The organism is Streptomyces sp. 7R007 (assembly GCF_054850255.1).
The window spans coordinates 93,875-113,394 of record NZ_JBTWMV010000013.1; the positions used below are offsets into that span (position 1 = coordinate 93,875).

Genomic DNA, 19,520 nt, shown 5'->3' on the forward strand with positions numbered 1-19,520 from the left:
GAAGAACAGGCATGCCCGAAAAAACGCCTGAGGTCATCATCATCGGTTCGGGTCCGGTCGGCTGTTCGTTCGCGCGCGACCTGGTGAACGCCGGCAAGTCGGTCCTCATGTTCGACGCGGGGCCGCAGCACTCGGCCCGGTACGGCGAACACCTGAAGAACGCCTTCCTGTACCAGAGGAACATCGACCAGTTCGTGTCCGTCATCCGCGGCAACCTGACCCCGATGTCGGTGGCCACGCGCAACGACCCCACGGTGACCCTGGACCCGTCGGCCTACCGGTACGACACCTCGGAGTACCCGGGCTTCCAGCTCAACAACCAGAACCCGCTCCAGCGGGAGAACGAGAACCTGGGAGCCTGCGCCGCCACCTACGTGGTGGGCGGCATGGCCACCCACTGGACGTGCGCGGTGCCCCGGTTCGACCTGGAGCTGGAACGCACGTGGAAGCCGGCAGGCGCGGCCAAGCCCGAGTCCTACCCGATCAACACCACCGACATGGACAAGGCCTACACGCAGGCCGAGCACCGGCTCAAGCGCACCACCACCGCGTTCAAGGACTCGGCCCGTCACCAACTGGTCAAGAAGGTCCTGCGGGACGCGGGTTTCGACGTCAAGGACCTGCCGCTGGCGGTGGAACGGCGCACCGGCAAGGCCGGCGAGTTCGTCACCTGGAGCGCCGCCGACACGGTCCTGCGCGGCGACCCCGACCTCGCCGTGCCCGGAACGTCGGGTCTGTTCACGCTCATGCCGGAGCACCAGTGTCTGAAGCTGGAGCACGACGGCCGCAGGATCACCGGGGCGGTGGTACGCGACCTGAAGACGATGGAGGAGAGCGTCTACCGGGCGAAGGCGTACGTGGTGGCCTGCGGCGCCGTTCCCACCCCCCAGCTGCTGTACGCCTCGGGCCTGCACGAACGGCTGCCCGCGCTGGGGCGCTACCTCACCGAGCAGCCGATGGCCTTCTGCCAGGTGGTCCTGCGCCAGCCGCTGGTCGACGGCGCCGCCGAACTGCTCAGGGCCGTGCAGGACCCGGAGGACCGGGAGCACGCGCGGCGGGCGGCCCAGCGGGTGTCCGACTACCGCGCCGAACAACAGAAGATCGTCCGGCGCAACCAGAGCCGCTACGTGCAGCAGGCGGCCGACCCCCTGCCCTTCCGCAAGGACGACCCCGACCCCAACCTGTACATCGCCGCCAGCACCGCCCGGCCCTGGCACTGCCAGATCCACCGCGACGCCTTCAGCTACGGCGCGGTACCGCCCAGCATCGACACCCGGCTGATCGTGGACCTGCGCTGGTTCGGCATCTCACGCCCCCGGCGCAGCAACTGGGTGGAGTTCGACGACACGTTGAAGGACACCTTCGACATGCCGCAGGCGACGTTCCACTTCAAGCTGACGGACGCCGAACGCGCCGAAGCCGGCCGGATGATGTCCGACATGCAGAAGGTCGCCAGCCAGCTCGGCGGCTACATGCCCGGCTCCGAACCGCAGTTCCTCACCCCCGGCCTGCCGCTGCACATCGCCGGCACCACCCGGATGGGCAGCGGAGAGGAGAAGGAGGCCGTACACACCAGCGTCGTCGACCCCCACTCCCAGGTCTGGGGATTCGACAACCTGTGGCTCGGCGGTAACGGCCTGCACCCCTTCGGCAACGCCGGCAACCCGACCCTGACCAGCGTCGCCATGGCGATCCGCGCGGCCGAGAACATCCTCTGCACCCTGGCCAAGGACAGCTAGGGCCACTTCGCGACCCCGCCACCGGCTCACCACAGGAGGAACGACCCAACCATGCCTACCGCACCCATCTTCCGGGCCAAACTCGGCATCACCCCGACTTGCTGGCGCAACGCCGACTTCCCCGACATCGGTCACGACATCCAGGCAGCCGACATCATCCGCGGCATCAAGCAGTGCTCCGCCACCGACGGATCCGGCACCGCCGTGCGCTACCGCGGCACCAGCCTCGCCCCCTACTTCCAGAACTCGGACTCGGCCCTGAAACTGCTCAGGAGCGAACCGAACCCCCTGAAGATCACCGAGCCGTGGGTGAGCACCTTCTTCACGGAGTACGGGGGAGTGAAGAAGACGTTCGACGCCTTCGAGGAACTGCTCGCCTTCTTCCACGACAACGACATCCCCCTGCAACGGCTCGGCGTGGCCGAGTTCGGCAACGCCGTCCACCTGCAACCGGACACACCACTGAGCGAACGTCCCCGCTTCAGCCAGCGGCAGTGGGAGAGCCTGGTCACCGGCCTCAACGAGCTGGGAAAGCAGTGCCGGCAGCACGACATCGACCTGTGCTACCACCCCCACATGGGCACCGGGGTGCAGTCCCAGCAGGACATGGACCGGCTCATGGCCGCCACCGACACCGAGAGCGTCAAGCTGCTGCTGGACACCGGTCACCTCACCTGGGCGGGCGGGGACCCGATCGCCGCCGTCCGACGGCACGGCCGGCGCATCAAGCACGTCCACCTCAAGAACGTGCGCCCCACGGTCGTGCAAGCGGCGGCCGAGAAGGACCTCAGCTTCAAAAAGGCGGTCCTCGCAGGTGTGTTCACCGTCCCCGGTGATCACGGAGGAGTGGAGTTCGGGGCCGTCGTCAAGGAACTGCGTCGGGTGGGGTACGACGGGAAGTGGCTGGTCGTCGAGGCCGAACAGAAGGTGAAGAACGTCGAGGAGGGCAACGCCCGCGCCCAGAAGGCACTCGGCTTCCTCGCCGGACTCGGTCTGGGAGCGGCGGCATGAGCGCGCCGGAACCCTCCTTCACCCGCAGGAAGATCGACGACGACACAGGGGACGGCTACTGGATCCACGCCGCCGACCTCGACGGCGACGGCCGTGTCGATCTCGCCGTCAGCGGCCTGACCCGCGAAGAGGTCTCCTGGTACCGCAATCCCGGCACACCCGACCGCGCGTGGACGAAGCACCGCATCACCCGGCCGCAGCAACCGCCCAAGCCCGTCGCGATGGACATCGCCCACCTCCAGGGCGACCCTCACCCGTCTCTCGTGCTCTGTCACGACTACGGCAAGTGCATGTTCGACTGCGGTTCCGAGGACGGCAGGATCTCCCTCTTACGCCGCACCGGCGACGAGCGGGACCCCGCCCGGTGGACGTGGCACCGCACCCCCATCGCCACGTTGGTGGCCACCCACCGTCTGCGTCTGGGGCACTTCACCTGCACCGACCGATTACAACTGGCGGCCTTCCCCGTCGTGGGGCCGCAGGGTGGCAGCGCCGGCCTGTCACAGCCGGCCAGACTGACGCTGTGGGACACCCCCGACCGCCCCGGCGACCCTTGGGGCCCCGGACTGGTGATCGACGAAGCGCACTTCCGCATCCTGCACGCGGTGGTCACCCGCACCTTCCCGGGCACGCCCGCCGGGCAGCTGGAATCGTTTCTGCTCGCCTCGGCGGAGGGCATCTCCTGGCTCGGCTGGGACCCGGACAAGCGCAGCTGGATCCATCGGCGGATTGGCCACGGCGTGCCCGCACGCCCCTCGGCGGAGCTGGGGGGAAAGGAGTTCAGCGGTACCGGCAACCTGGCCGTCGGCCGCGTCGGCGGACGGGCCAACGCCTGCATCCTGGCCGCCGAACCCTTCCACGGCAACACCGTCGCCGTCTACACACGCCCGTGGGGAAGCGGGCCCTTCGACCAGCCCTGGCAACGCCGGGTTTTGCGTGTCTTTCCCCAGCCGACCGTCGTCGACGGCCACGCCTACGACGCGGTCGTCCACCACATCGTCGCCGCCGACTTCGACGGCGACGGCGACGACGAGTTCCTCGTCGCCTTGCGCGGTCCGACCGACCGCCAGGGTGAGGGTGAGGGCGTCTACTACTACAAGCTGGACGCCGACGGCCGCGTCCTTCAGCGCAAGCGCCTGGACACCGAGTCGGCCGCGCACATCGCCGTCGCGGACTTCACCGGCGACGGACGCCTTGACTTCGCCACCACCTCCTACTACACCAGCCGCTACTACACCCCGGCCGGGATGAAGCCCAACGTCCGCGTCTTCCACAACACCTTCGGCACCCCCCGCGACAGGCCCAGGTGGCCATCGAGCGCGGACGGGTAGCCAGAGGACTCGACACTGACCGCGAGTACGCGTGGGACGACGGGCCATCCGACTGGCCGCGGTTGTCCCACGCGTCCAACTACCGGAAGTCGCCGACCGCTTCGGTCGTGCATCCCCAGCGCTCCGTGAGCGACTCCTCTCCCAGATCGCGATGAGGCGGCGAGTTGACGGGGTATCAGCATGCTCGCTGAGGGGGCAGGGCTGGAAGCGGGCGAGGTGGTTATCCCCGGGCGGGGACGCGGACGTCTTCGACGAGGGACGTCTCTGCGCCATACCTGCACCGTACGCCGCACCCTGGAACCGACGCGTCGCGGAGCCTTCGCTGGTGCGGCTGGCCTCGGCGCGGGCGAACCGGTCGAACGCCGGGGGCGGGAACTCGGGCGGGAAGCCGGGCCCCTCCTCCGTGACGGACAGCCGCATTCTGCCCTCGTCGACGGTGGCCGGGAGGCGGACGATGCCGTGGCCGTGGCGCAGGGCGTTGTCGAGCAGATTGCCGATCGCGGGCCGCAGCCGGCGCGCATCGCCCTCGATGTACTTGTCGGGCACGTCGACGGTCAGGCCCCGCCCCGCTCGTCGGACGGTGCGCGGATGCGGGGCGACGGCGGCCTCGACGAGGTCGGCAGGCGTACAACGGTCCACCGCGTGAGCCGCTGACCCAGGACACTTGACGGGCACACGTCGTCACACGGCGCCGGTACCGATCGCGTGTGCGCGGCTGCTCTTCGCGTTCAGGTGCGGTCAGTGGGTCAGGGCGGCCTTACCGGTGGCGCCCGGAATCGCCGCGCAGGGGTCGCGGACGCAATCGGCAGCAGATCCCCTCTCGGCGGCGCTCGTACCGCCCCTGGGACGCAGGGCGTGGCCGGCGCATCGGCCGATGTCAGTAGGTGGGTCCGGAGCGGGAGGGGAGGGACGGCGAGGTATGCCCGTCCGTACTGCAGCAGCCGGCTGTCCGCGGCGGTTCGGGCCACCGCGCCGGCGAGCCTGGCTCTGCGTTCGAGTTGTCCACGGGGTGCGGCGGCACCGGTTGCCGGTGCTCAGTGGCGGTAGGCGGTTGTCGCGGTCTCGATGAAGGTGGGGATCAACGGGTTGGTGTCGCCCTCGTTCCACGCCGCCACCACTCGGCTCGGCGGCATGTCGGTCAGCGGCACCACGGTCAGCTCCGCGGGCAGGTCGTGTCCGAGCGGGGCCAGGCCGACCGTGCCGTTCCACAGCACGGCCTGGAGGCATTCCTGGACGGCGCGTACCACCGGTCCCTGGCGTGGTCTGCCGCCGTTCCAGTACGACTGCCAGATGGGGTCGGTGCCCGGCGGGAACTGGAACCAGCGGCGGTCGCTCAGGTCTGCCAGCCGCAACTCGTCGTGGCGGGCCAGCGGATCGTCGGCACGCAGCACCGCGCCGACCGGATCGGTCCGCAGCGCACGCACCGTCAGGGCTGTCACGTCGAACGGTGCCCGCGTCAGCGCGACGTCGACCAGTCTGGCGCGCAGCCCGCAGGTGGGGTCCGTCAAGTCGGTCTCGCGGATGCGGATGTCGATGCCGGGGTGGTGTCGGCGGTAGGAGGCGGCCAGCCTGGCCACTCCCGGGTCGGTGCCGTCGCCCAGGATGCCGACGGTGAGGGTCGCGACGCCGGCCGCCGCGCTCACACGTACCCGGACGCGGTCGGCATGGTCGAGTAGGGCCCGTGCCTCATCGAGCAGCACCGTGCCCGCCGCAGTGAGCGTGACGCCGGCGGGCGAGCGCGCGAAGAGCAGGGCCCCGACATCGGCCTCCAACTGCCTGATCGCCCGGCTCAGCGGCGGCTGGCTCATGTGCAGCCGGGTGGCGGCCCGGCCGAAGTGGAGTTCCTCGGCGACCGCCACGAAGTAGCGCAGGGTACGTAGCTCCACGCTGCAACGATACCCAGGAGGTATCGGCGGTGCGGGACAGGTCTTGGACAGCCTCGGGGACCCGGCGGTGAACTCGTGCGCATGACCGAAGAAGCGAAGACCAGCGAGCCGCAGACTCACCCCGCCGTGTCGGTGGTGGGTCCCGGCGATGGCGAGATGATCGTTCTGGGTACCACGCGCATGCGGGTTCTGGAGGACGGCAGCCACACCGGGCACCGCCTCGCGATCGCCGAGTCCGTCCTCGCCCCGCATACCCAGGGCCCACCGCAGCACCGCCATGCCCGACACGACGAGGGCTTCTACATTCTGTCCGGCACCGTGCGGTTCACCGTGGGGGACGAGGACTACGACGCCGCCCCGGGCACGCTCGTGATGGTCCCGCCCGGTACCCCGCACACCTTCGCCAACCTCACCGACCAACCCGCCGTCATGCTCAGCACGTTCACCCCCGACCTGTACGTGCAGTACTTCCGGGACCTCCAGGAAGCACTCGCCGGCGGCCGGCCGCTGACGCCACAGGCCAACACCGACGTGATGAGCCGCTACGCGACCGAGCCCGCCACGGACCTCGCCTGAAGCCGACGGCACAACACGGCAGCCCACCCCTCGGTATCGACGCAATCAACGGGTCTCCGGGAACCGGCGGCCCATGAACGGGAATCATGAACATCGCCTATTGGATCGTCGCGGGACTGCTCGCCGTGTTCTACGTCTACGCCGGCACGCTGAAGGTGATCCGCAGCCGCGATCAACTCCGGCCGATGATGGCGTGGGTCGACCGCATGCCCCTGCCCGCCCTCAGGGCACTGGGGGCGGTCGAAATACTCGGCGCGGCCGGCCTGATCCTGCCGCCGCTGGCCGGCATCGCCCCCTCGCTGGCAACGGCCGCGGCCATCGGCTTCGTACTCCTGCAGAGCGGCGCGATCGTCGTCCACCTGACCGGCGACGACCGCCGGATCGCACTCAACGCAGGGCTCATCGTCACCGCGGCCGCAGCCGTCTGGCTGGCCACCCGGCTGTGATCGGGCAACGTCGTGGGCCTGGACCACTTCGAGGGCCGTACCTGCCGCGGCTCGCGCTACCGCGTCCCCCTCGTCGCCGCCGCCCAGGTCTCACTCACCCTGCGACGACTCGAGCCCTGGCTCAGGAGCTCAACCCACACGGCTGGATGACCCGGACGTCACGGTCCGGGTCCCGGCTCTGGAGCACAGCAACGTCCAAGGAGCGGACGGAACGCACCTGATCGCTGCGTGAGCGGACCAAGAACTCCTCCACCACCGTGGGCCCTGGCCTCCAGCGCCTGCAGAGCGTGTGCGCGGACGCGACCGTGGTGGACAGCCGGGCCTGCCCGAAACTCTGACGAGATGCTGCGGCACAGTGCGTGTCGGGGTCTTGGCCGCTTGTGTCCGGGGCGGCGCATGAGTCGGCTGACGGCTCTGAGAGCGTGGCACCGTTCCCGGACCGTACGTCGGCGCGGTCGTGGCCGGTCGACGTACGCGTCAGGTGGCCCGGAGACCGACCGCCAGCGTCAGTTCGAGGACCCGGTGGGGCGATGGGAGGTCCGGAAACAGCTCCCGCAGCTGCGCCATCCGGTACCGGACTGTCTGGGGGTGGACGAACAACGCCGCCGCCACCTCGTCCCGCCTGCCCTGGTGCAGCAGCCACTCCCGCAACGTCTCCTCCAGCCGCCGTGCGGTCGCGGCAGGCAAGGTCCGCAACGGTGCGAGGGCCCGGGCACGCAGGTCGGCGAACGCGTCCGCGTCGGCGCTGAGCACCAGCTCGGGCAGGTGGTCCTCGGTGTCGCGGATATCGCAGGAGAGGGAGCGTGCGCGTGCCGCCCGGGCGTACGAGGCGGACGCGCGAGTCCATGGCCGGGCCGGGCCGACCGTGGCGGTGCGGTCGGTGAGCTGCCGAAGGAGATGGGATCGGTCGGCATCGGGGACGAGCAGCACACCGGTGGCGTCCGGCAGATCGTCGAGGACGAGGGTGCTCGGGTCGAGCGTGCGGTGGGCGGGCCGGGCCTGGGCGGCGGGCAGCAGGACGGCGGTCAGCGACAGGGGAGGCTGCCACCCGGCCCGTTGAGCGGAGGCCAGCAGCACGTCCGGGCTCGCGCCGGCGAGGAGGTCGCGGGCCAGTTGTTCCAGGTGGCGCTCGTGGGCCCTGCCCCGAGCGGCCAGTTCGTCGGCGTGGCCCGCGGCGCTCGCGGCGGAGAGCTCGTCGATGTAGGCGAAGGTCAGCTCGGCGAACTTGGCGACCTCGGCAGCGGGCAGACCTGCGGCTACCGCACCCGCTGCCAGGCATCGCCAGGCCACACGGGCGCCGACGCGATAGGCGCTGAGCAGGGCGTCCATGGAACGGCCGTCCCGGACTTCGCCGCGGCCCAGCTCGTAGGCCGCGTCACTGGCGTCACCGCTCGTGGTGTTCCCGCTCGCGAGGTCCAGGTAGTGTCCCAGGGCGGTGCGGACGGCTCGGCGGATGGTGGCGCCCATGTGGCCCGACAGGGCGTTGGTGTAGGAAGGGACCTCGTCGATGATCGCCTGCACGACCTCGTCGGCGGTGGTCCTCAGCGCGGCCCGCAGTGCGGTGACCGTCGTCTCGTCCAGGGCCAGTTCGCTGGCCCTCTCGGTGGCATGACTCATGTTTTTGTTCCCTGCGAACAATCCCGCGGACCAGATTCACGTCCTGCGGTCAGGACTTTACGCCTTGAGACGCAGCAAGCTGGAGTCATGACGAGTACAGCCCTGCGCAGCAGGGCGTGGAAACTGCTGGAAATGGTCACGACGCCGCTGCTGCCGTCGGACTACCTCGACCTGGTCAGCCCGCTGCGTGCGGGCGCCGACCTTCGGGGGCGCATCGAGGCCGTGCACCCTGAGACGGGTGACGCCGCGACCATCGTGATCAGGCCCGGACGCGGGTGGCGCGGCCACACAGCCGGTCAGTACGTGCGGATCGGGATCGACGTCGACGGGGTGCGCCTGTGGCGTGCCTACTCCCTCACCTCGCCGACCAACCGCCCGGACGGCCGCATCACGATCACCGTGAAGGCGATCCCGGACGGCAAGGTCAGCAACCACCTCGTCCGCAGAGTGAAACCGGGCACGCTGATCCAGCTGGACCAGGCGACCGGTGACTTCGTGCTGCCGCAGGCCAAGCCCGCCAAGGTGCTCTACCTGACGGCCGGCAGCGGCATCACGCCCGTGATGGGCATGCTGCGCGACACCGACTTCGACGACGTCGTCATGGTCCACTGCGCGCCACGACCGCACGACGTGATCTTCCGCAGCGAACTGCACGACCTGGTCGCGGACGAGAAGCTGCGCCTCACCGAGGTGCACACCGACACAGACGGCGTGCTCGACATCGCCCGTCTCGACGAACTCGTGCCCGACTGGGCCGAGCGCGAGACCTGGGCCTGCGGACCCGCGGGCCTGCTCGACGCCGCCGAGAAGCACTGGAGCGAGCACGGCGTCCCAGAGCGCCTGCACACCGAACGCTTCCGCCCCAGCGTCGTCGTCGCCGGGGACGGCGGCGAGGTCACCTTCAGCGCCACCGGCAAGACCGTCGACGCCGACGGCGCCACGCCGTTGCTGGACGTCGGCGAGGAGGCCGGCGTCCTCATGCCCTCCGGGTGCCGGATGGGCATCTGCTTCGGCTGCGTCACGCCGCTCAAGGCGGGCGCCGTCCGCGACCTGCGCACCGGCGAGATCACCGAGGCCGAGCCGGGCGTCATCATCCAGACCTGCGTGTCCGCCGCGGCGGGCCCCTGCGACATCGAACGGTAGGAGCACCGTGACCGCCATCGACCCCACCGCCCACCTGACCGCGGAGCAGATCGAGGAACTCGGCCGCGAACTCGACGCCATTCGCGACGAGGTGATCGCCGGCCGCGGCGAGCAGGACGCCGCCTACATCCGCAAGGTCATCTCCGCGCAGCGCACGCTGGAGCTGGTCAGCAGGGGCGTACTGCTGTTCTCGATGTTCCCGCCCGCCTGGCTGGTCGGCACCGCCGGTCTGTCCGTGGCGAAGATCATGGACAACATGGAGATCGGCCACAACATCCTGCACGGCCAGTGGGACTGGATGCGCGACCCGAAGATCCACTCCACCACCTGGGAATGGGACCACGTCTCGCCGGCCGACCAGTGGAAGCACTCCCACAACGAGCTGCACCACACGTACACCAACGTGATCGGCAAGGACAACGACCTCGGCTACGGCATCATGCGCGTCGACGAGGACCAGAAGTGGCAGCCGTTCCACCTCGGCCAGCCGCTGTGGAACTTCTTCAACGCCTGCTTCTTCGAGTACGGCATCGCCGCCTACGACCTGGAACTCGGCAAGAACATGCACAAGCGCCGCCGCAACAACCCCGAGTTCCGGGAGCGGGCCAGGGCCGTGGGCCGCAAGATCCGCAAGCAGGTGCTCAAGGACTACGTGATCCACCCGCTGCTGTCGGGCCCGTCGTTCCTCAGCACGCTCGCCGCGACGTTCACCGCGAACCTGGTCCGCAACCTGTGGTCCCACTCGGTGATCATGTGCGGGCACTTCCCCGAGGGCGTACAGGTCTTCGAGCGCCGGTCGATCGACGGCGAGACGCGCGGCCAGTGGTACCTGCGCCAGATGATGGGCTCGGCCAACATCAGCGGCAGCAAGGCCATGCACTTCATGACCGGCAACCTGTCGCACCAGATCGAGCACCACCTGTTCCCGGACCTGCCGAGCAACCGGTACGCCGAGGTCGCGGTGAAGGTGCGTGCGCTGTTCGAGAAGTACGAGCTGGAGTACGTCACCGGGCCGCTGCCCAAGCAGGTCTTCTCCGCGTGGCGCAAGGTCTTCCGGCTCTCGCTGCCGAACAGGAAGCCCGCGGTCACGACGCCGGCCCATGAGCAGGAGCTCGTCGCCGCCTGACGGCCGGTACCGGTCCGGGCCTCGACGAGGATGCCGGTGGCGTAGCCGAGGCTGAGGGGTTTTCGCAGCCGACGCGCACTTCGCGGTCCTGCAGCGGTCGTACGAGGTCGTCGGCGGCGTCCATGAGGGGCGAACAGGTCGCAGTGGTGCGTCCAGCCCAGCAGGTCGGCGACCGCGTCGACGCGTACGGCACCGTTCTCGACGGCGACGACGGTGTTGGCCACGCGCCCAGGGCGAGGTTGTGGTGGGCGTGGATGCCGAGCTCGGTGGCGGGGTCGAAGACGTCGCGGTAGGCGCGGAGGCGGCCGCCGGCATCGGTGACGTGGACGCGACTGGCGACGTAGGACTCCATCAGCGCGGCCTGGCGGGCGAGCTCGGCGGGCTCGGCCATGTGGGACATCATCACGAACCCGGCGACGTCCATGCCCAACACCCGTGCCGCGGCGGTGCGGAGCGTGCTGGTGACCTGGTGCGGCTGGGCTGGCTGGAGCGCTCGGGGCGCAGCACCGGCTCGGCGGACGGCGCTGCCCTTCCTGCAGGACCTGTTCGAGGCCACCCGCGAGACGGTTCACCTGGGCGTCCGCGAGGGCATGGACATGGTCCACCTCGAACGCATCCACCGCCACGAGGCGCTGCAGCCGCCCTCCCGCCTCGGCGGGAAACTGCCGCTGACCTGCACGGGCGCCTGCGCCTGGCCCTGGAGAAGATCCAGGTTTCGGGCCTCGTCTACGAGGAGCAGGAGGCCGCCCCGGGAATGAGCTGCATCGCCGCACCGGTCTTCGCCGGCGGCACCGCGGTGGCCGCCCTCTCGGTAGCCGTACCGCGACCGCGGTTCAGCCCGGCCCGGCGGGCCCCCGCGGTGCGGACGGCGGCGCTGGGGCTGTCCCGTATGCTGCGCACGGCCGCGTAGCCCTCGCCATTCGCCCGTGCCTGCCTGTGGGGTGGGCGGTGCTCCGGCGGCGGGTTCTGCAGTGGTGTGCGCCGTCACTACAACGGCATCCAGCCGCAGGAGCCGGCCGGCGTCAGGGAGCTTCCCGCCTGATCACGGCGGGCCGATCCGGGGCTGCGGCCGGGAACCGGCACGGGGCTACGTGTCAGAATGAGGGCACCCCCTGTTCGTCCATCCTGCATCGAGGTCCTACCGGTGTCCCAGCCCGTCGGCCGCGTCCCGCAGCGACGCAACGCACGGTCCAACCGGGCGCGCATCCTGGCCACCGCACGTCAGGAACTGGGGCGGAATCCGGACATCACCCTGGAAGAGCTGGCCCGCGCCTCCGGTGTCGTACGGCGCACGCTGTTCGGGCACTTTCCCGGGCGGGCGGCGCTCCTGGAGGCACTGGCCGAGGAAGCCGCCGAGGCGCTCCGGGCCGCCGTGGCGGTCGGAGCGACGGCGACCGAGCCGGCGGAGCGGGCGTTCGCGCACTTCCTGCTGTCGATGTGGCCCGTCGGCGACCGCTACCGCATGCTGCTGGCGCTCGCCCAGCGAGACCTGGGCAAGGAACGTGTCGCCGAGGTCCTCAAGCCCGCCCGCGTGAAGGTCACGGCCATCCTGGAGCGCGGGCAGCGAGAGGGCGTCTTCCACTCCCATCTGCCGCCTGCGGTGCTGAGCGCCGGTCTGGAGGCGATGACGGTCGCCTTGCTGGAAGAGGTCAACACCGGGGCACTGGAAGACGACGGTACCCGGGTGGTCGTCAGCACGCTCGTCGCGGCCGGAGTGCCCGAGCAGCACGCGCGTGTCGTGGTGGAAGAGGTGGCCGCCACGGCCACGGAGGGAGCTGTCGACGACGGGTGAGCCCGCGGCACGGCTGTGGAGACGTACGTTCCTACGGCGACATCAGCCACACGCGGGGAGCGCAGACCTCACGACCCGCCGTCCGGTGAGCGATGCGATGATCGGTCGAACTCGCCATCACTCGACGGCATTTGATGTCCGACTCCGATGCCGCGCGCGGGATGTCAGCCTGGGGGGTCCGCTGTGCTGGTGTCTGCACGTCGTCCCTGTCCACGGCCATACGCTGCTTGAGTGGTGACCGGCCCAGCGGAGAAGGGCGTCCTTGAACGGAAGGTGCGTCGGTAGGTGTCCGGAGGCACGCCGACCGTGCGGCTGAAGTGACGGCGCAGTGTCGTGGCGGTGCCCATGCCGGTGGCCTGCGCGATGGTGTCGACGCTGTCGTCGGTTTTCTCCAGCAGTTCCTGGGCGCGGCGGATCCGTTGAGTGAGCAGCCACTGCAGCGGAGTGGTGCCGGTCGCCGCGCGGAAATGGCGGCTCAGGTTGCGTGAGCTCATCCGTGCCCGGCGTGCAAGGTCCTCCACCGTCAGCGGCTGGTCGAGGCGCTCCATGACCCACGGCAAGAGGGCGGTGAGCGGGTGGTCGTCCCGGGCGGGCACCGGTGTGGTGACGAACTGGGCCTGTCCACCGGCGCGGTGCGGCGCCACGACCAGCCGGCGGGCGGCGGCGTTGGCGACGGACGAGCCGTGATCGAGGCGTACGAGGTGCAGACACAGGTCCAGCGCGGCGGCCTTGCCCGCGGACGTGAGGACGCTGCCGTTGTCCACGTAGAGCACGTCGGGATCGACCTCCACCGCGGGATAGCGGGCGGCCAGTGCGTCGGTGTGCGCCCAGTGCGTGGTCGCCCGCTTGCCGTCCAGCAGGCCTGCCGCGGCCAGCACGAAGGCGCCCGTGCACAGGGAGGCCACTCGCGCCCCCGACTCGTGGGCTGCGCGTACCGCGTCCACAAGGTCGGCGGGCGGGTCCTCGTCGACGTCGGTCCAGCCGGGGACGATCACGGTGTCGGCGCTGCGGAGCCGGTCGAGTCCGTGGTCGGGCTCCAGCCGGAACCGGCCGAACCGCACGGTGTCCGGTCCGCAGATGTCGAGGTCGTACCAGGTGCCTGCCACTCCGGCCGGGGCGGTGCCGAAGACCTCGTACGCCAAGGACAGTTCGAAGTGCAGCATCCCGTCGGTGACGGCCAGCGAGACAGAACCCATGTCCGTAATTGTACGCGTGTTGTCGTTCCGGACACTGGTGGCGGGATGCCCGACCCCGTCAGGATGGCCGGAGTTGACCGTTCGAGTGTGAGGGCAGGAGCCATGGGGTCAGGGCAGATGGTGACGGTGTTCGGCGCGTACGGGCACACCGGGCGGTTCGTCGTGGCGCACTTGCGGGGGCGGGGGTTCGTGCCGGTCCTCGCCGGCCGCGACGCCGGCAAGCTGCGGGAACTGGCGGCGTCCTGTCCTGGACTTGAGGCACGTACGGCAACGGTCGACGACACGGCCTCACTCGACCGCGCACTGGCCGGTGCCGCAGCCGTGGTCAACTGCGCGGGACCCTTCGCCACGACCGCCGCCCCCGTGATCGAGGCGGCACTGCGCGCCAAGATCCCGTACGTGGACGTGGCGGCGGAGATCGAGGCCAACACCGACACGTTCGCGCACTTCACGGACCGTGCCCGCGCCGCGGGAGTGGCGGTCGTCCCCGCGATGGCCTTCTACGGCGGCCTCGGCGACCTGCTGGCCACCGCGGCGATGGGTGACTGGATCGCGGCCGACGAGGTGCACGTCGCGTACGGGCTGGACAGCTGGCACCCCACCGAGGGGACCCGCGCCGCGGGCAAGGTCTCCGGGGAACGGCGGAACGGGCGGCGCGTCCGCTACACGAACGGACGGCTGGAGTACCACGACGACCCCCTGCCCACCCTGAAGTGGTCGTTCCCCGATCCGATGGGCCGTCGGACCGTCATCGGGGAGTTCACGATGGCCGACGTCGTCACCGTCCCCAGCCACCTGACCGTCCCCGAGGTCCGCACCTACATGACCACCGAGGCGGCCAGTGATCTGGCGGCCCCGGACACACCGGCGCCGACCGCGGTCGACGAGGGCGGCCGGTCGGCACAGACCTTCCTCGTCGACGTCGTCGTCCGCTCCGGCGGTGCCGAGCGGCGCGCCGTGGCGCGGGGCCGGGACATCTACGCGGTCACCGGGCCGCTCGCGGCAGAAGCGGTGGACCGCATCCTCACGGGACGCACCAGGACGGTCGGCGTCGCCTCGGCAGGCGAGATGTTCGACGCGCCCGACTTCCTCCGCGCGCTGTCCGCACACATCTCTGTGGAACTGCGTTCATAACGCGCGGGCCGTCCACGCCGAGCGCCGGATTGCTGCGCGCATACAGAAGTGACGGACGACGGGACACGGGTCGATGCGGGCGGCCGAGGAAGCCCGGTTCGAGTTCTTCTACGAGATCAACTGGGACGGGTGCAGCATGGTGCCCCGGAGGCAGATCAGCCCCAGCAGGACGGACAGCGCGCCCGTGAGGAAGTGCAGGGCACGAAGATGCCCGGGGACGTGCGTGCCGAAGGCGGCGACCAGGGAACCTCTAAGGCACTGACGTCCTGGACGCCTTGGCGAACATGGGATGGCAGACGCGGCTCCTCCTCGCCGCGGAGTCGGCCGCGTCACGGTGATTCCGTGGCCATGGTTGGAGTGCCTTCGGCTGCGCCGCCAGGTCGCGTCCCGCGAAGTGGTGTAGCGATGTGGAGGTCAAAACTCCGCAGGTCACACATTCCTGCAGGGCCAACGCCCGGGCAGAAGCCGCTCCGGTGGGCTGGAACAGGATCGACACCGACCGAGGTGCCTCGACGGCGATCGCGGCGGAGGCGGTCGCCGGAGCGAGGCGGTCCGGATTCCTACACCACTTGGCGGGACACCATCCGTCGCCACTGCCGCACAGCGGTGATGGCCAGGCCGCCGAAGTGGCAGCGAGGTCGTCTCCGCACGTCCTGCCGGGGCGGCCCATCCAGTGGACCAGGGTGCTTGGGCCCGGATCGGCTTCGGCGCGGTGCTCGGCGCCGCGGGAGGCGTGAAGGCGGATGACGCGGGCGTCCAGCGCTCGTACCAGCGTGTGCAGGGTCGGGCTGAGCGGGGCGGCGGCCAGTACCGCGGAGCCCTCGCCGAGCAGGTCGTCCAGCGAGCGCGGGAGCCATGGCCGTCGGCGCTCAACACAGCCGTGATCGCGTCCCGTCCGGGGCCGGCGCCAGGGTGTCGTCGACATACCGCACCGGCGGCGCACGATCTCGGCGAACCGCGCCGGCGTCCAGCACTGGTCGCTCCAGCCGGAGAGGGGCGCGTGGCTGACTCGCATCAAGCCTGGAGCGGGCGCCACCGGGGCCCTTGGAGACCAGGAGCCGGCCTTGTTCGCGCCGAGCCGGCTCCTTGGCCGTCAGATCACCGCCATCGGGACACCTGGCCCCTCCGGCATGACGTGGCCCACACCAACGGTCACGCCCCCGACGTGACCTCCGCCGTTGCAGATCTCTAGCACTTGGGCAGCCAAAGGATGTCGTTGCGGAATCCTTCGTCGTCGAGGTAGACGTCGCTCACATACACGTTGTGGTTCCCGAAGTCGTCGTCCGTCTTGAGCCAGACCGAGCTCTGGCGGCCGAAGTCCGAGTAGGTGAGGCCGTACGTGTAGCAGAAGAAGTAGCTGCTGCCCGCGTACAGCGTGCCCGCGTGGGAGGAGTCGTGCCAGTCGGGTGTCCAGTGCGACCACTGGCTGACGAGCGTGGTCATGTAGACCAGCGACGCGGACTGCGGCGCCGTGGCCGTCGTCCCGGAAGCGGACTGTGCCGAGGCGGCGTGGGTGGCGCCGGTGAGCAGTCCGACCGCGGCCAGCGCGGCGAGGAGTCCGTTGCGCAGAGTACGGGTGGGCATGGATGGTCCCCCTGGGTTTCCCTGGATCGTCCCGCTACGACAAGGTGTGCCGCGGTGGTTTGCGCGTGCTGACGCGCATCACCGTAGGTCCGACGGACGGGCGACCTCCAACGTTTCGAAGGGGATCGAAACGTGCGACCGTACTCCTTGGCCACGGTCGTTGAGTGTGTGCTCAACGGGGTCAAGGGCCTGCGCGTGCGCGGGGAGTCGGGTGGTCAGGCAGTGCTGGCCTCAGCCGTCCCCGCCCGCAGCCGAACGTCGAGGGTGTAGCCCTCATCGCAGAACATCCGACGTATTGATCGTGTCTGTCAGCGTTCCGCCTCAGTTCCCGGCCCGCGGTGCGGGCGGCGGAGTGCCCGGCGAGTCCGGGTGAGGCCGAAAAACGGCGTCGTCCGTTCCGATTTGCCTGATCTCCATGACCATTTCCAGCCGTTCCATTGACCCGCTCATGACAGTGCCGCTGGGTGATGTCACGCTTCTGCAGGAAGTTCACCGTTCCTTGACGGGTTCACCACGCGGTGCACCCGCAGCCCACCCCAGTCCCGCTCCCACCCCCCACCTCCTTCCACCCGCATGCCGTGCAGCCTCCAGACCGGTGCCCTCTGCCGTTCTGTGCCGCCCGCGGCCCCCCACGGGCCGTCATATCGAAGGAGAAACCGTTGCCGCTGCGAGACCGCATCCCTGCCCGGCGCAGACGCGCTGCCGCCCTCGCGATCACCTCCCTGGGGTCGCTGCTCGCCCTGACCGTCCCCGGCCACGCCACCGCCGCCCCCGCCGATCCGAACCCCAGGGAAATCGTCGCCAAGCCCCGGGCCGGTGCCCTGCCGACGTCCCTGACGCCCGTCCGCCGCGCCGCTCTGCTGAAGAACGCCCAGAGCTCGGCCGCCGACACGGCACGCCGTATCGGCCTCGGCGTCAAGGAGAAACTCGTGGTCAAGGACGTCGTCACGGACGCCGACGGCACCACGCACGCCCGTTACGAGCGCACCTACGCCGGCCTGCCCGTCCTCGCCGGCGACCTCGTCGTCCACGACAGCAGCGGTCGTATCACCGTCAGCAAGGCGAGCCGGGCGGCCCTCGCCGTTCCCTCGCTCAGCCCCAGGATCCGCTCAGCCGCCGCAGACGAGGCCGAGGCGACCTCCAAGCGCGCCCGGGTCAAGGGCTCCGAGGTGGAGCGCAAGCCCCGCCTGGTGATCTGGGCCGGCTCCGGAAAGCCCGTCCTGGCGTGGGAGAGCGTCGTCAAGGGCGTGCAACGGGACGGCACGCCCAGCGAGTTGCACGTCGTCACCGACGCCTCCACCGGCAAACAGCTCCTGGCTGCGGAGACGGTGGAATCCGGCTCCGGCACCGGCCAGTACGTCGGCACGGTCCCGCTGGGCACGACCCAGTCGGGATCGACGTACCAGCTCACCGACCCCGATCGCGCAGGGCACAAGACGTACGACCTCAACCAGGGCACCTCGGGCACCGGCACCCTCTTCACCGACGACAACGATGTCTGGGGCGACGGCCTGCCGACGAACCGGCAGACCGCGGGCGTCGACGTGGCGTACGGCGCCGCGGCCACCTGGGACTACTACAAGGAGACGTACGGCCGCAACGGGATCCGCAACGACGGCGTCGCCGCCTACAGCCGTGCCCACTACGGAAACAACTACGTCAACGCCTTCTGGCAGGACTCCTGCTTCTGCATGACCTACGGCGACGGCTCGGGCAACACCCACCCGCTGACCGCTCTGGACGTCGCGGCCCACGAGATGAGCCACGGGGTCACCGCCGCCACCGCGGGCCTGAACTACTCGGGCGAGTCCGGCGGCCTCAACGAGGCGACCTCCGACATCTTCGCCGCCGCCGTGGAGTTCCACGAGAACCTCCCGGCCGACCCCGGCGACTACCTGGTCGGCGAGAAAATCGACATCAACGGCGACGGCACTCCGCTGCGGTACATGGACAAGCCCTCCAAGGACGGTGCCTCCGCCGACAGTTGGAGCCCCTCCCTCGGCGGCCTCGACGTGCACTACTCCTCGGGCCCCGCCAACCACTTCTTCTACCTGCTCTCCGAAGGCAGCGGCGCCAAGACAGTCAACGGCGTCTCCTACGACAGTCCGACCTACGACGGTCAGCCCGTCACGGGCATCGGCATCCAGAACGCCGCCGCCATCTGGTACCGCGCCCTGACGACGTACATGACCTCGACCACCGACTACGCCGGCGCCCGCACCGCCACCCTGTCCGCCGCCGCCGACCTCTACGGCGCCTACAGCCCGACCTACCTCGCCGTCGCCGACGCCTGGGCGGCGATCAACGTCGGCAACCGCATCGCCCTCGGAGTCAACCTCGCCCCGATCGCCGACCAGACCAGCGGCATCGGCCAGGCGGTCAGCCTCCAACTCGACGCCTACACCACCAACACCGGAGCCGCTCTGACCTACGAGGCGACCGGGCTGCCCGACGGCCTGAGCCTCAGCCCGAGCGGTCTCATCACCGGCACGCCGACGACCCTCGGCACCGGCGACGTCACCGTCAAGGTCACCGACAGCACGGGAGCGTCCGTCTCGAAGACCTTCAGCTGGCGGATCGCCTACGTCTACGCCAACGCCACCCGCGTGGACATCCCGGACAACGGGCCCGCCGTGGAGTCACCGGTGACCATCACCGGCCGCGACGGCAACGCCTCCGCCGCCACCTCCGTCTACGTCAGCATCGTCCACACCTACCGCGGTGACCTGACCGTCGACCTGGTCGGCCCCAACGGCACCGTGTACTCCCTGCTCAACCGCAGCGGCGGCTCCGCCGACAACGTCGACCAGACCTTCACCGTCGACGCCTCCGCGCAACCGCTCAACGGCACGTGGAAGCTGCGCGTGCAGGACCGGGCGTCCATCGACGTCGGTTACATAGCGCGCTGGCAGTTGACGCCGTGACGCCCTGACGGCACG

At 70.1% G+C, this 19,520-nt stretch carries 15 protein-coding genes and 5 pseudogenes; 12 read left to right on the top strand and 8 right to left on the bottom strand.

What is annotated here, in order from left to right:
- Positions 1-11 precede the first annotated feature (11 nt).
- Genes ACYF6T_RS19075 through ACYF6T_RS19085 form a run of 3 tightly spaced genes read left to right on the top strand, consistent with a single transcriptional unit; the run spans position 12 to position 4,081 of the window.
- The gene (locus tag ACYF6T_RS19075; RefSeq protein ID WP_461697960.1) at positions 12-1,739 is read left to right on the top strand and encodes a GMC oxidoreductase; all 1,728 of its coding nucleotides are present in this window, start codon (positions 12-14) and stop codon (positions 1,737-1,739) included.
- Between the two features lie 51 nt (positions 1,740-1,790).
- Positions 1,791-2,750, top strand: coding sequence for a TIM barrel protein (locus ACYF6T_RS19080; RefSeq protein ID WP_461697962.1), 960 nt, complete (start codon positions 1,791-1,793; stop codon positions 2,748-2,750).
- The gene (locus ACYF6T_RS19085; protein WP_461697964.1) at positions 2,747-4,081 is read left to right on the top strand and encodes an FG-GAP-like repeat-containing protein; all 1,335 of its coding nucleotides are present in this window, start codon (positions 2,747-2,749) and stop codon (positions 4,079-4,081) included. Before ACYF6T_RS19080 ends, ACYF6T_RS19085 begins: the two co-directional genes overlap by 4 nt.
- A 372-nt stretch (positions 4,082-4,453) precedes the next feature.
- Here ACYF6T_RS19085 and ACYF6T_RS19090 read toward each other — a convergent pair.
- Positions 4,454-4,627 (bottom strand): annotated as a pseudogene (locus ACYF6T_RS19090) (sensor histidine kinase); the annotation flags it as partial.
- Here ACYF6T_RS19090 and ACYF6T_RS19095 point away from each other — a divergent pair.
- Positions 4,541-4,735 (top strand): hypothetical protein, encoded by a 195-nt coding sequence (locus ACYF6T_RS19095; protein WP_461697966.1) that lies wholly within the window; start codon positions 4,541-4,543, stop codon positions 4,733-4,735. The pseudogene ACYF6T_RS19090 and the gene ACYF6T_RS19095 overlap by 87 nt on opposite strands.
- 380 nt (positions 4,736-5,115) lie before the next feature.
- Here the strand turns inward: ACYF6T_RS19095 and ACYF6T_RS19100 are convergent, their stop codons facing one another.
- On the bottom strand, positions 5,116-5,967 hold the full coding sequence (locus ACYF6T_RS19100) for a LysR family transcriptional regulator (protein ID WP_461697968.1): 852 nt from the start codon (positions 5,965-5,967) through the stop codon (positions 5,116-5,118).
- 81 nt (positions 5,968-6,048) lie between these two features.
- On the opposite strand from ACYF6T_RS19100, the gene ACYF6T_RS19105 reads away from it, so the two are divergent.
- Positions 6,049-6,543, top strand: coding sequence for a cupin domain-containing protein (locus ACYF6T_RS19105; RefSeq protein ID WP_461697970.1), 495 nt, complete (start codon positions 6,049-6,051; stop codon positions 6,541-6,543).
- Positions 6,544-6,629: 86 nt separating this feature from the next.
- Positions 6,630-6,989 (top strand): DoxX family protein, encoded by a 360-nt coding sequence (locus ACYF6T_RS19110; protein ID WP_461697972.1) that lies wholly within the window; start codon positions 6,630-6,632, stop codon positions 6,987-6,989.
- 477 nt (positions 6,990-7,466) lie between these two features.
- Here ACYF6T_RS19110 and ACYF6T_RS19115 read toward each other — a convergent pair whose 3' ends face one another.
- Positions 7,467-8,606, bottom strand: coding sequence for a helix-turn-helix domain-containing protein (locus tag ACYF6T_RS19115; RefSeq protein ID WP_461697974.1), 1,140 nt, complete (start codon positions 8,604-8,606; stop codon positions 7,467-7,469).
- 87 nt (positions 8,607-8,693) lie between these two features.
- Between ACYF6T_RS19115 and ACYF6T_RS19120 the strand changes: the two genes are divergently transcribed.
- A complete protein-coding gene (locus ACYF6T_RS19120) occupies positions 8,694-9,749 on the top strand; it encodes a ferredoxin reductase (protein WP_461697976.1) in 1,056 nt (351 codons plus the stop codon).
- A gap of 7 nt (positions 9,750-9,756) precedes the next feature.
- A complete protein-coding gene (locus ACYF6T_RS19125; protein WP_461697978.1) occupies positions 9,757-10,875 on the top strand; it encodes a fatty acid desaturase family protein in 1,119 nt (372 codons plus the stop codon).
- Between the two features lie 38 nt (positions 10,876-10,913).
- Here ACYF6T_RS19125 and ACYF6T_RS19130 read toward each other — a convergent pair.
- A pseudogene (locus ACYF6T_RS19130) lies at positions 10,914-11,335 on the bottom strand (4-hydroxy-2-oxovalerate aldolase); the annotation flags it as partial.
- A 52-nt stretch (positions 11,336-11,387) separates the two neighbouring features.
- Here ACYF6T_RS19130 and ACYF6T_RS19135 point away from each other — a divergent pair.
- A pseudogene (locus ACYF6T_RS19135) lies at positions 11,388-11,785 on the top strand (IclR family transcriptional regulator domain-containing protein); the annotation flags it as partial.
- Positions 11,786-12,019: 234 nt separating this feature from the next.
- The gene (locus ACYF6T_RS19140) at positions 12,020-12,667 is read left to right on the top strand and encodes a TetR family transcriptional regulator (RefSeq protein ID WP_461697980.1); all 648 of its coding nucleotides are present in this window, start codon (positions 12,020-12,022) and stop codon (positions 12,665-12,667) included.
- A gap of 164 nt (positions 12,668-12,831) precedes the next feature.
- Here ACYF6T_RS19140 and ACYF6T_RS19145 read toward each other — a convergent pair whose 3' ends face one another.
- A complete protein-coding gene (locus ACYF6T_RS19145) occupies positions 12,832-13,863 on the bottom strand; it encodes a helix-turn-helix domain-containing protein (protein ID WP_461697982.1) in 1,032 nt (343 codons plus the stop codon).
- 102 nt (positions 13,864-13,965) lie between these two features.
- On the opposite strand from ACYF6T_RS19145, the gene ACYF6T_RS19150 reads away from it, so the two are divergent.
- Positions 13,966-14,997, top strand: a complete 1,032-nt coding sequence (locus ACYF6T_RS19150) for a saccharopine dehydrogenase family protein (RefSeq protein WP_461697984.1) — start codon at positions 13,966-13,968, stop codon at positions 14,995-14,997.
- Positions 14,998-15,132: 135 nt separating this feature from the next.
- Here the strand turns inward: ACYF6T_RS19150 and ACYF6T_RS19155 are convergent.
- From ACYF6T_RS19155 to ACYF6T_RS19165, 3 genes and pseudogenes are all read right to left on the bottom strand, one after another.
- Positions 15,133-15,240: pseudogene (locus tag ACYF6T_RS19155) on the bottom strand (HdeD family acid-resistance protein); the annotation flags it as partial.
- Between the two features lie 670 nt (positions 15,241-15,910).
- Positions 15,911-16,094: pseudogene (locus ACYF6T_RS19160) on the bottom strand (hypothetical protein); the annotation flags it as partial.
- A 91-nt stretch (positions 16,095-16,185) separates the two neighbouring features.
- Complete coding sequence (locus ACYF6T_RS19165) at positions 16,186-16,581, bottom strand: hypothetical protein (protein WP_461697986.1); 396 nt, start codon at positions 16,579-16,581, stop codon at positions 16,186-16,188.
- 659 nt (positions 16,582-17,240) lie between these two features.
- Between ACYF6T_RS19165 and ACYF6T_RS19170 the strand changes: the two genes are divergently transcribed.
- Positions 17,241-19,505, top strand: coding sequence for a M4 family metallopeptidase (locus ACYF6T_RS19170; RefSeq protein ID WP_461697988.1), 2,265 nt, complete (start codon positions 17,241-17,243; stop codon positions 19,503-19,505).
- Positions 19,506-19,520 lie beyond the last annotated feature (15 nt).

What these genes read in the sequence shown, in the direction of transcription:
- ACYF6T_RS19110 (WP_461697972.1), top strand. Translation starts at nt 6,630, where the DNA reads ATGAACATCGCCTATTGGATCGTCGCGGGACTGCTCGCCGTGTTCTAC.
- ACYF6T_RS19085 (WP_461697964.1), top strand. Translation starts at nt 2,747, where the DNA reads ATGAGCGCGCCGGAACCCTCCTTCACCCGCAGGAAGATCGACGACGAC.
- ACYF6T_RS19105 (WP_461697970.1), top strand. Translation starts at nt 6,049, where the DNA reads ATGACCGAAGAAGCGAAGACCAGCGAGCCGCAGACTCACCCCGCCGTG.
- ACYF6T_RS19080 (WP_461697962.1), top strand. Translation starts at nt 1,791, where the DNA reads ATGCCTACCGCACCCATCTTCCGGGCCAAACTCGGCATCACCCCGACT.
- ACYF6T_RS19075 (WP_461697960.1), top strand. Translation starts at nt 12, where the DNA reads ATGCCCGAAAAAACGCCTGAGGTCATCATCATCGGTTCGGGTCCGGTC.
- ACYF6T_RS19150 (WP_461697984.1), top strand. Translation starts at nt 13,966, where the DNA reads ATGGGGTCAGGGCAGATGGTGACGGTGTTCGGCGCGTACGGGCACACC.
- ACYF6T_RS19165 (WP_461697986.1), bottom strand. Translation starts at nt 16,581, where the DNA reads ATGCCCACCCGTACTCTGCGCAACGGACTCCTCGCCGCGCTGGCCGCG.
- ACYF6T_RS19120 (WP_461697976.1), top strand. Translation starts at nt 8,694, where the DNA reads ATGACGAGTACAGCCCTGCGCAGCAGGGCGTGGAAACTGCTGGAAATG.
- ACYF6T_RS19145 (WP_461697982.1), bottom strand. Translation starts at nt 13,863, where the DNA reads ATGGGTTCTGTCTCGCTGGCCGTCACCGACGGGATGCTGCACTTCGAA.
- ACYF6T_RS19115 (WP_461697974.1), bottom strand. Translation starts at nt 8,606, where the DNA reads ATGAGTCATGCCACCGAGAGGGCCAGCGAACTGGCCCTGGACGAGACG.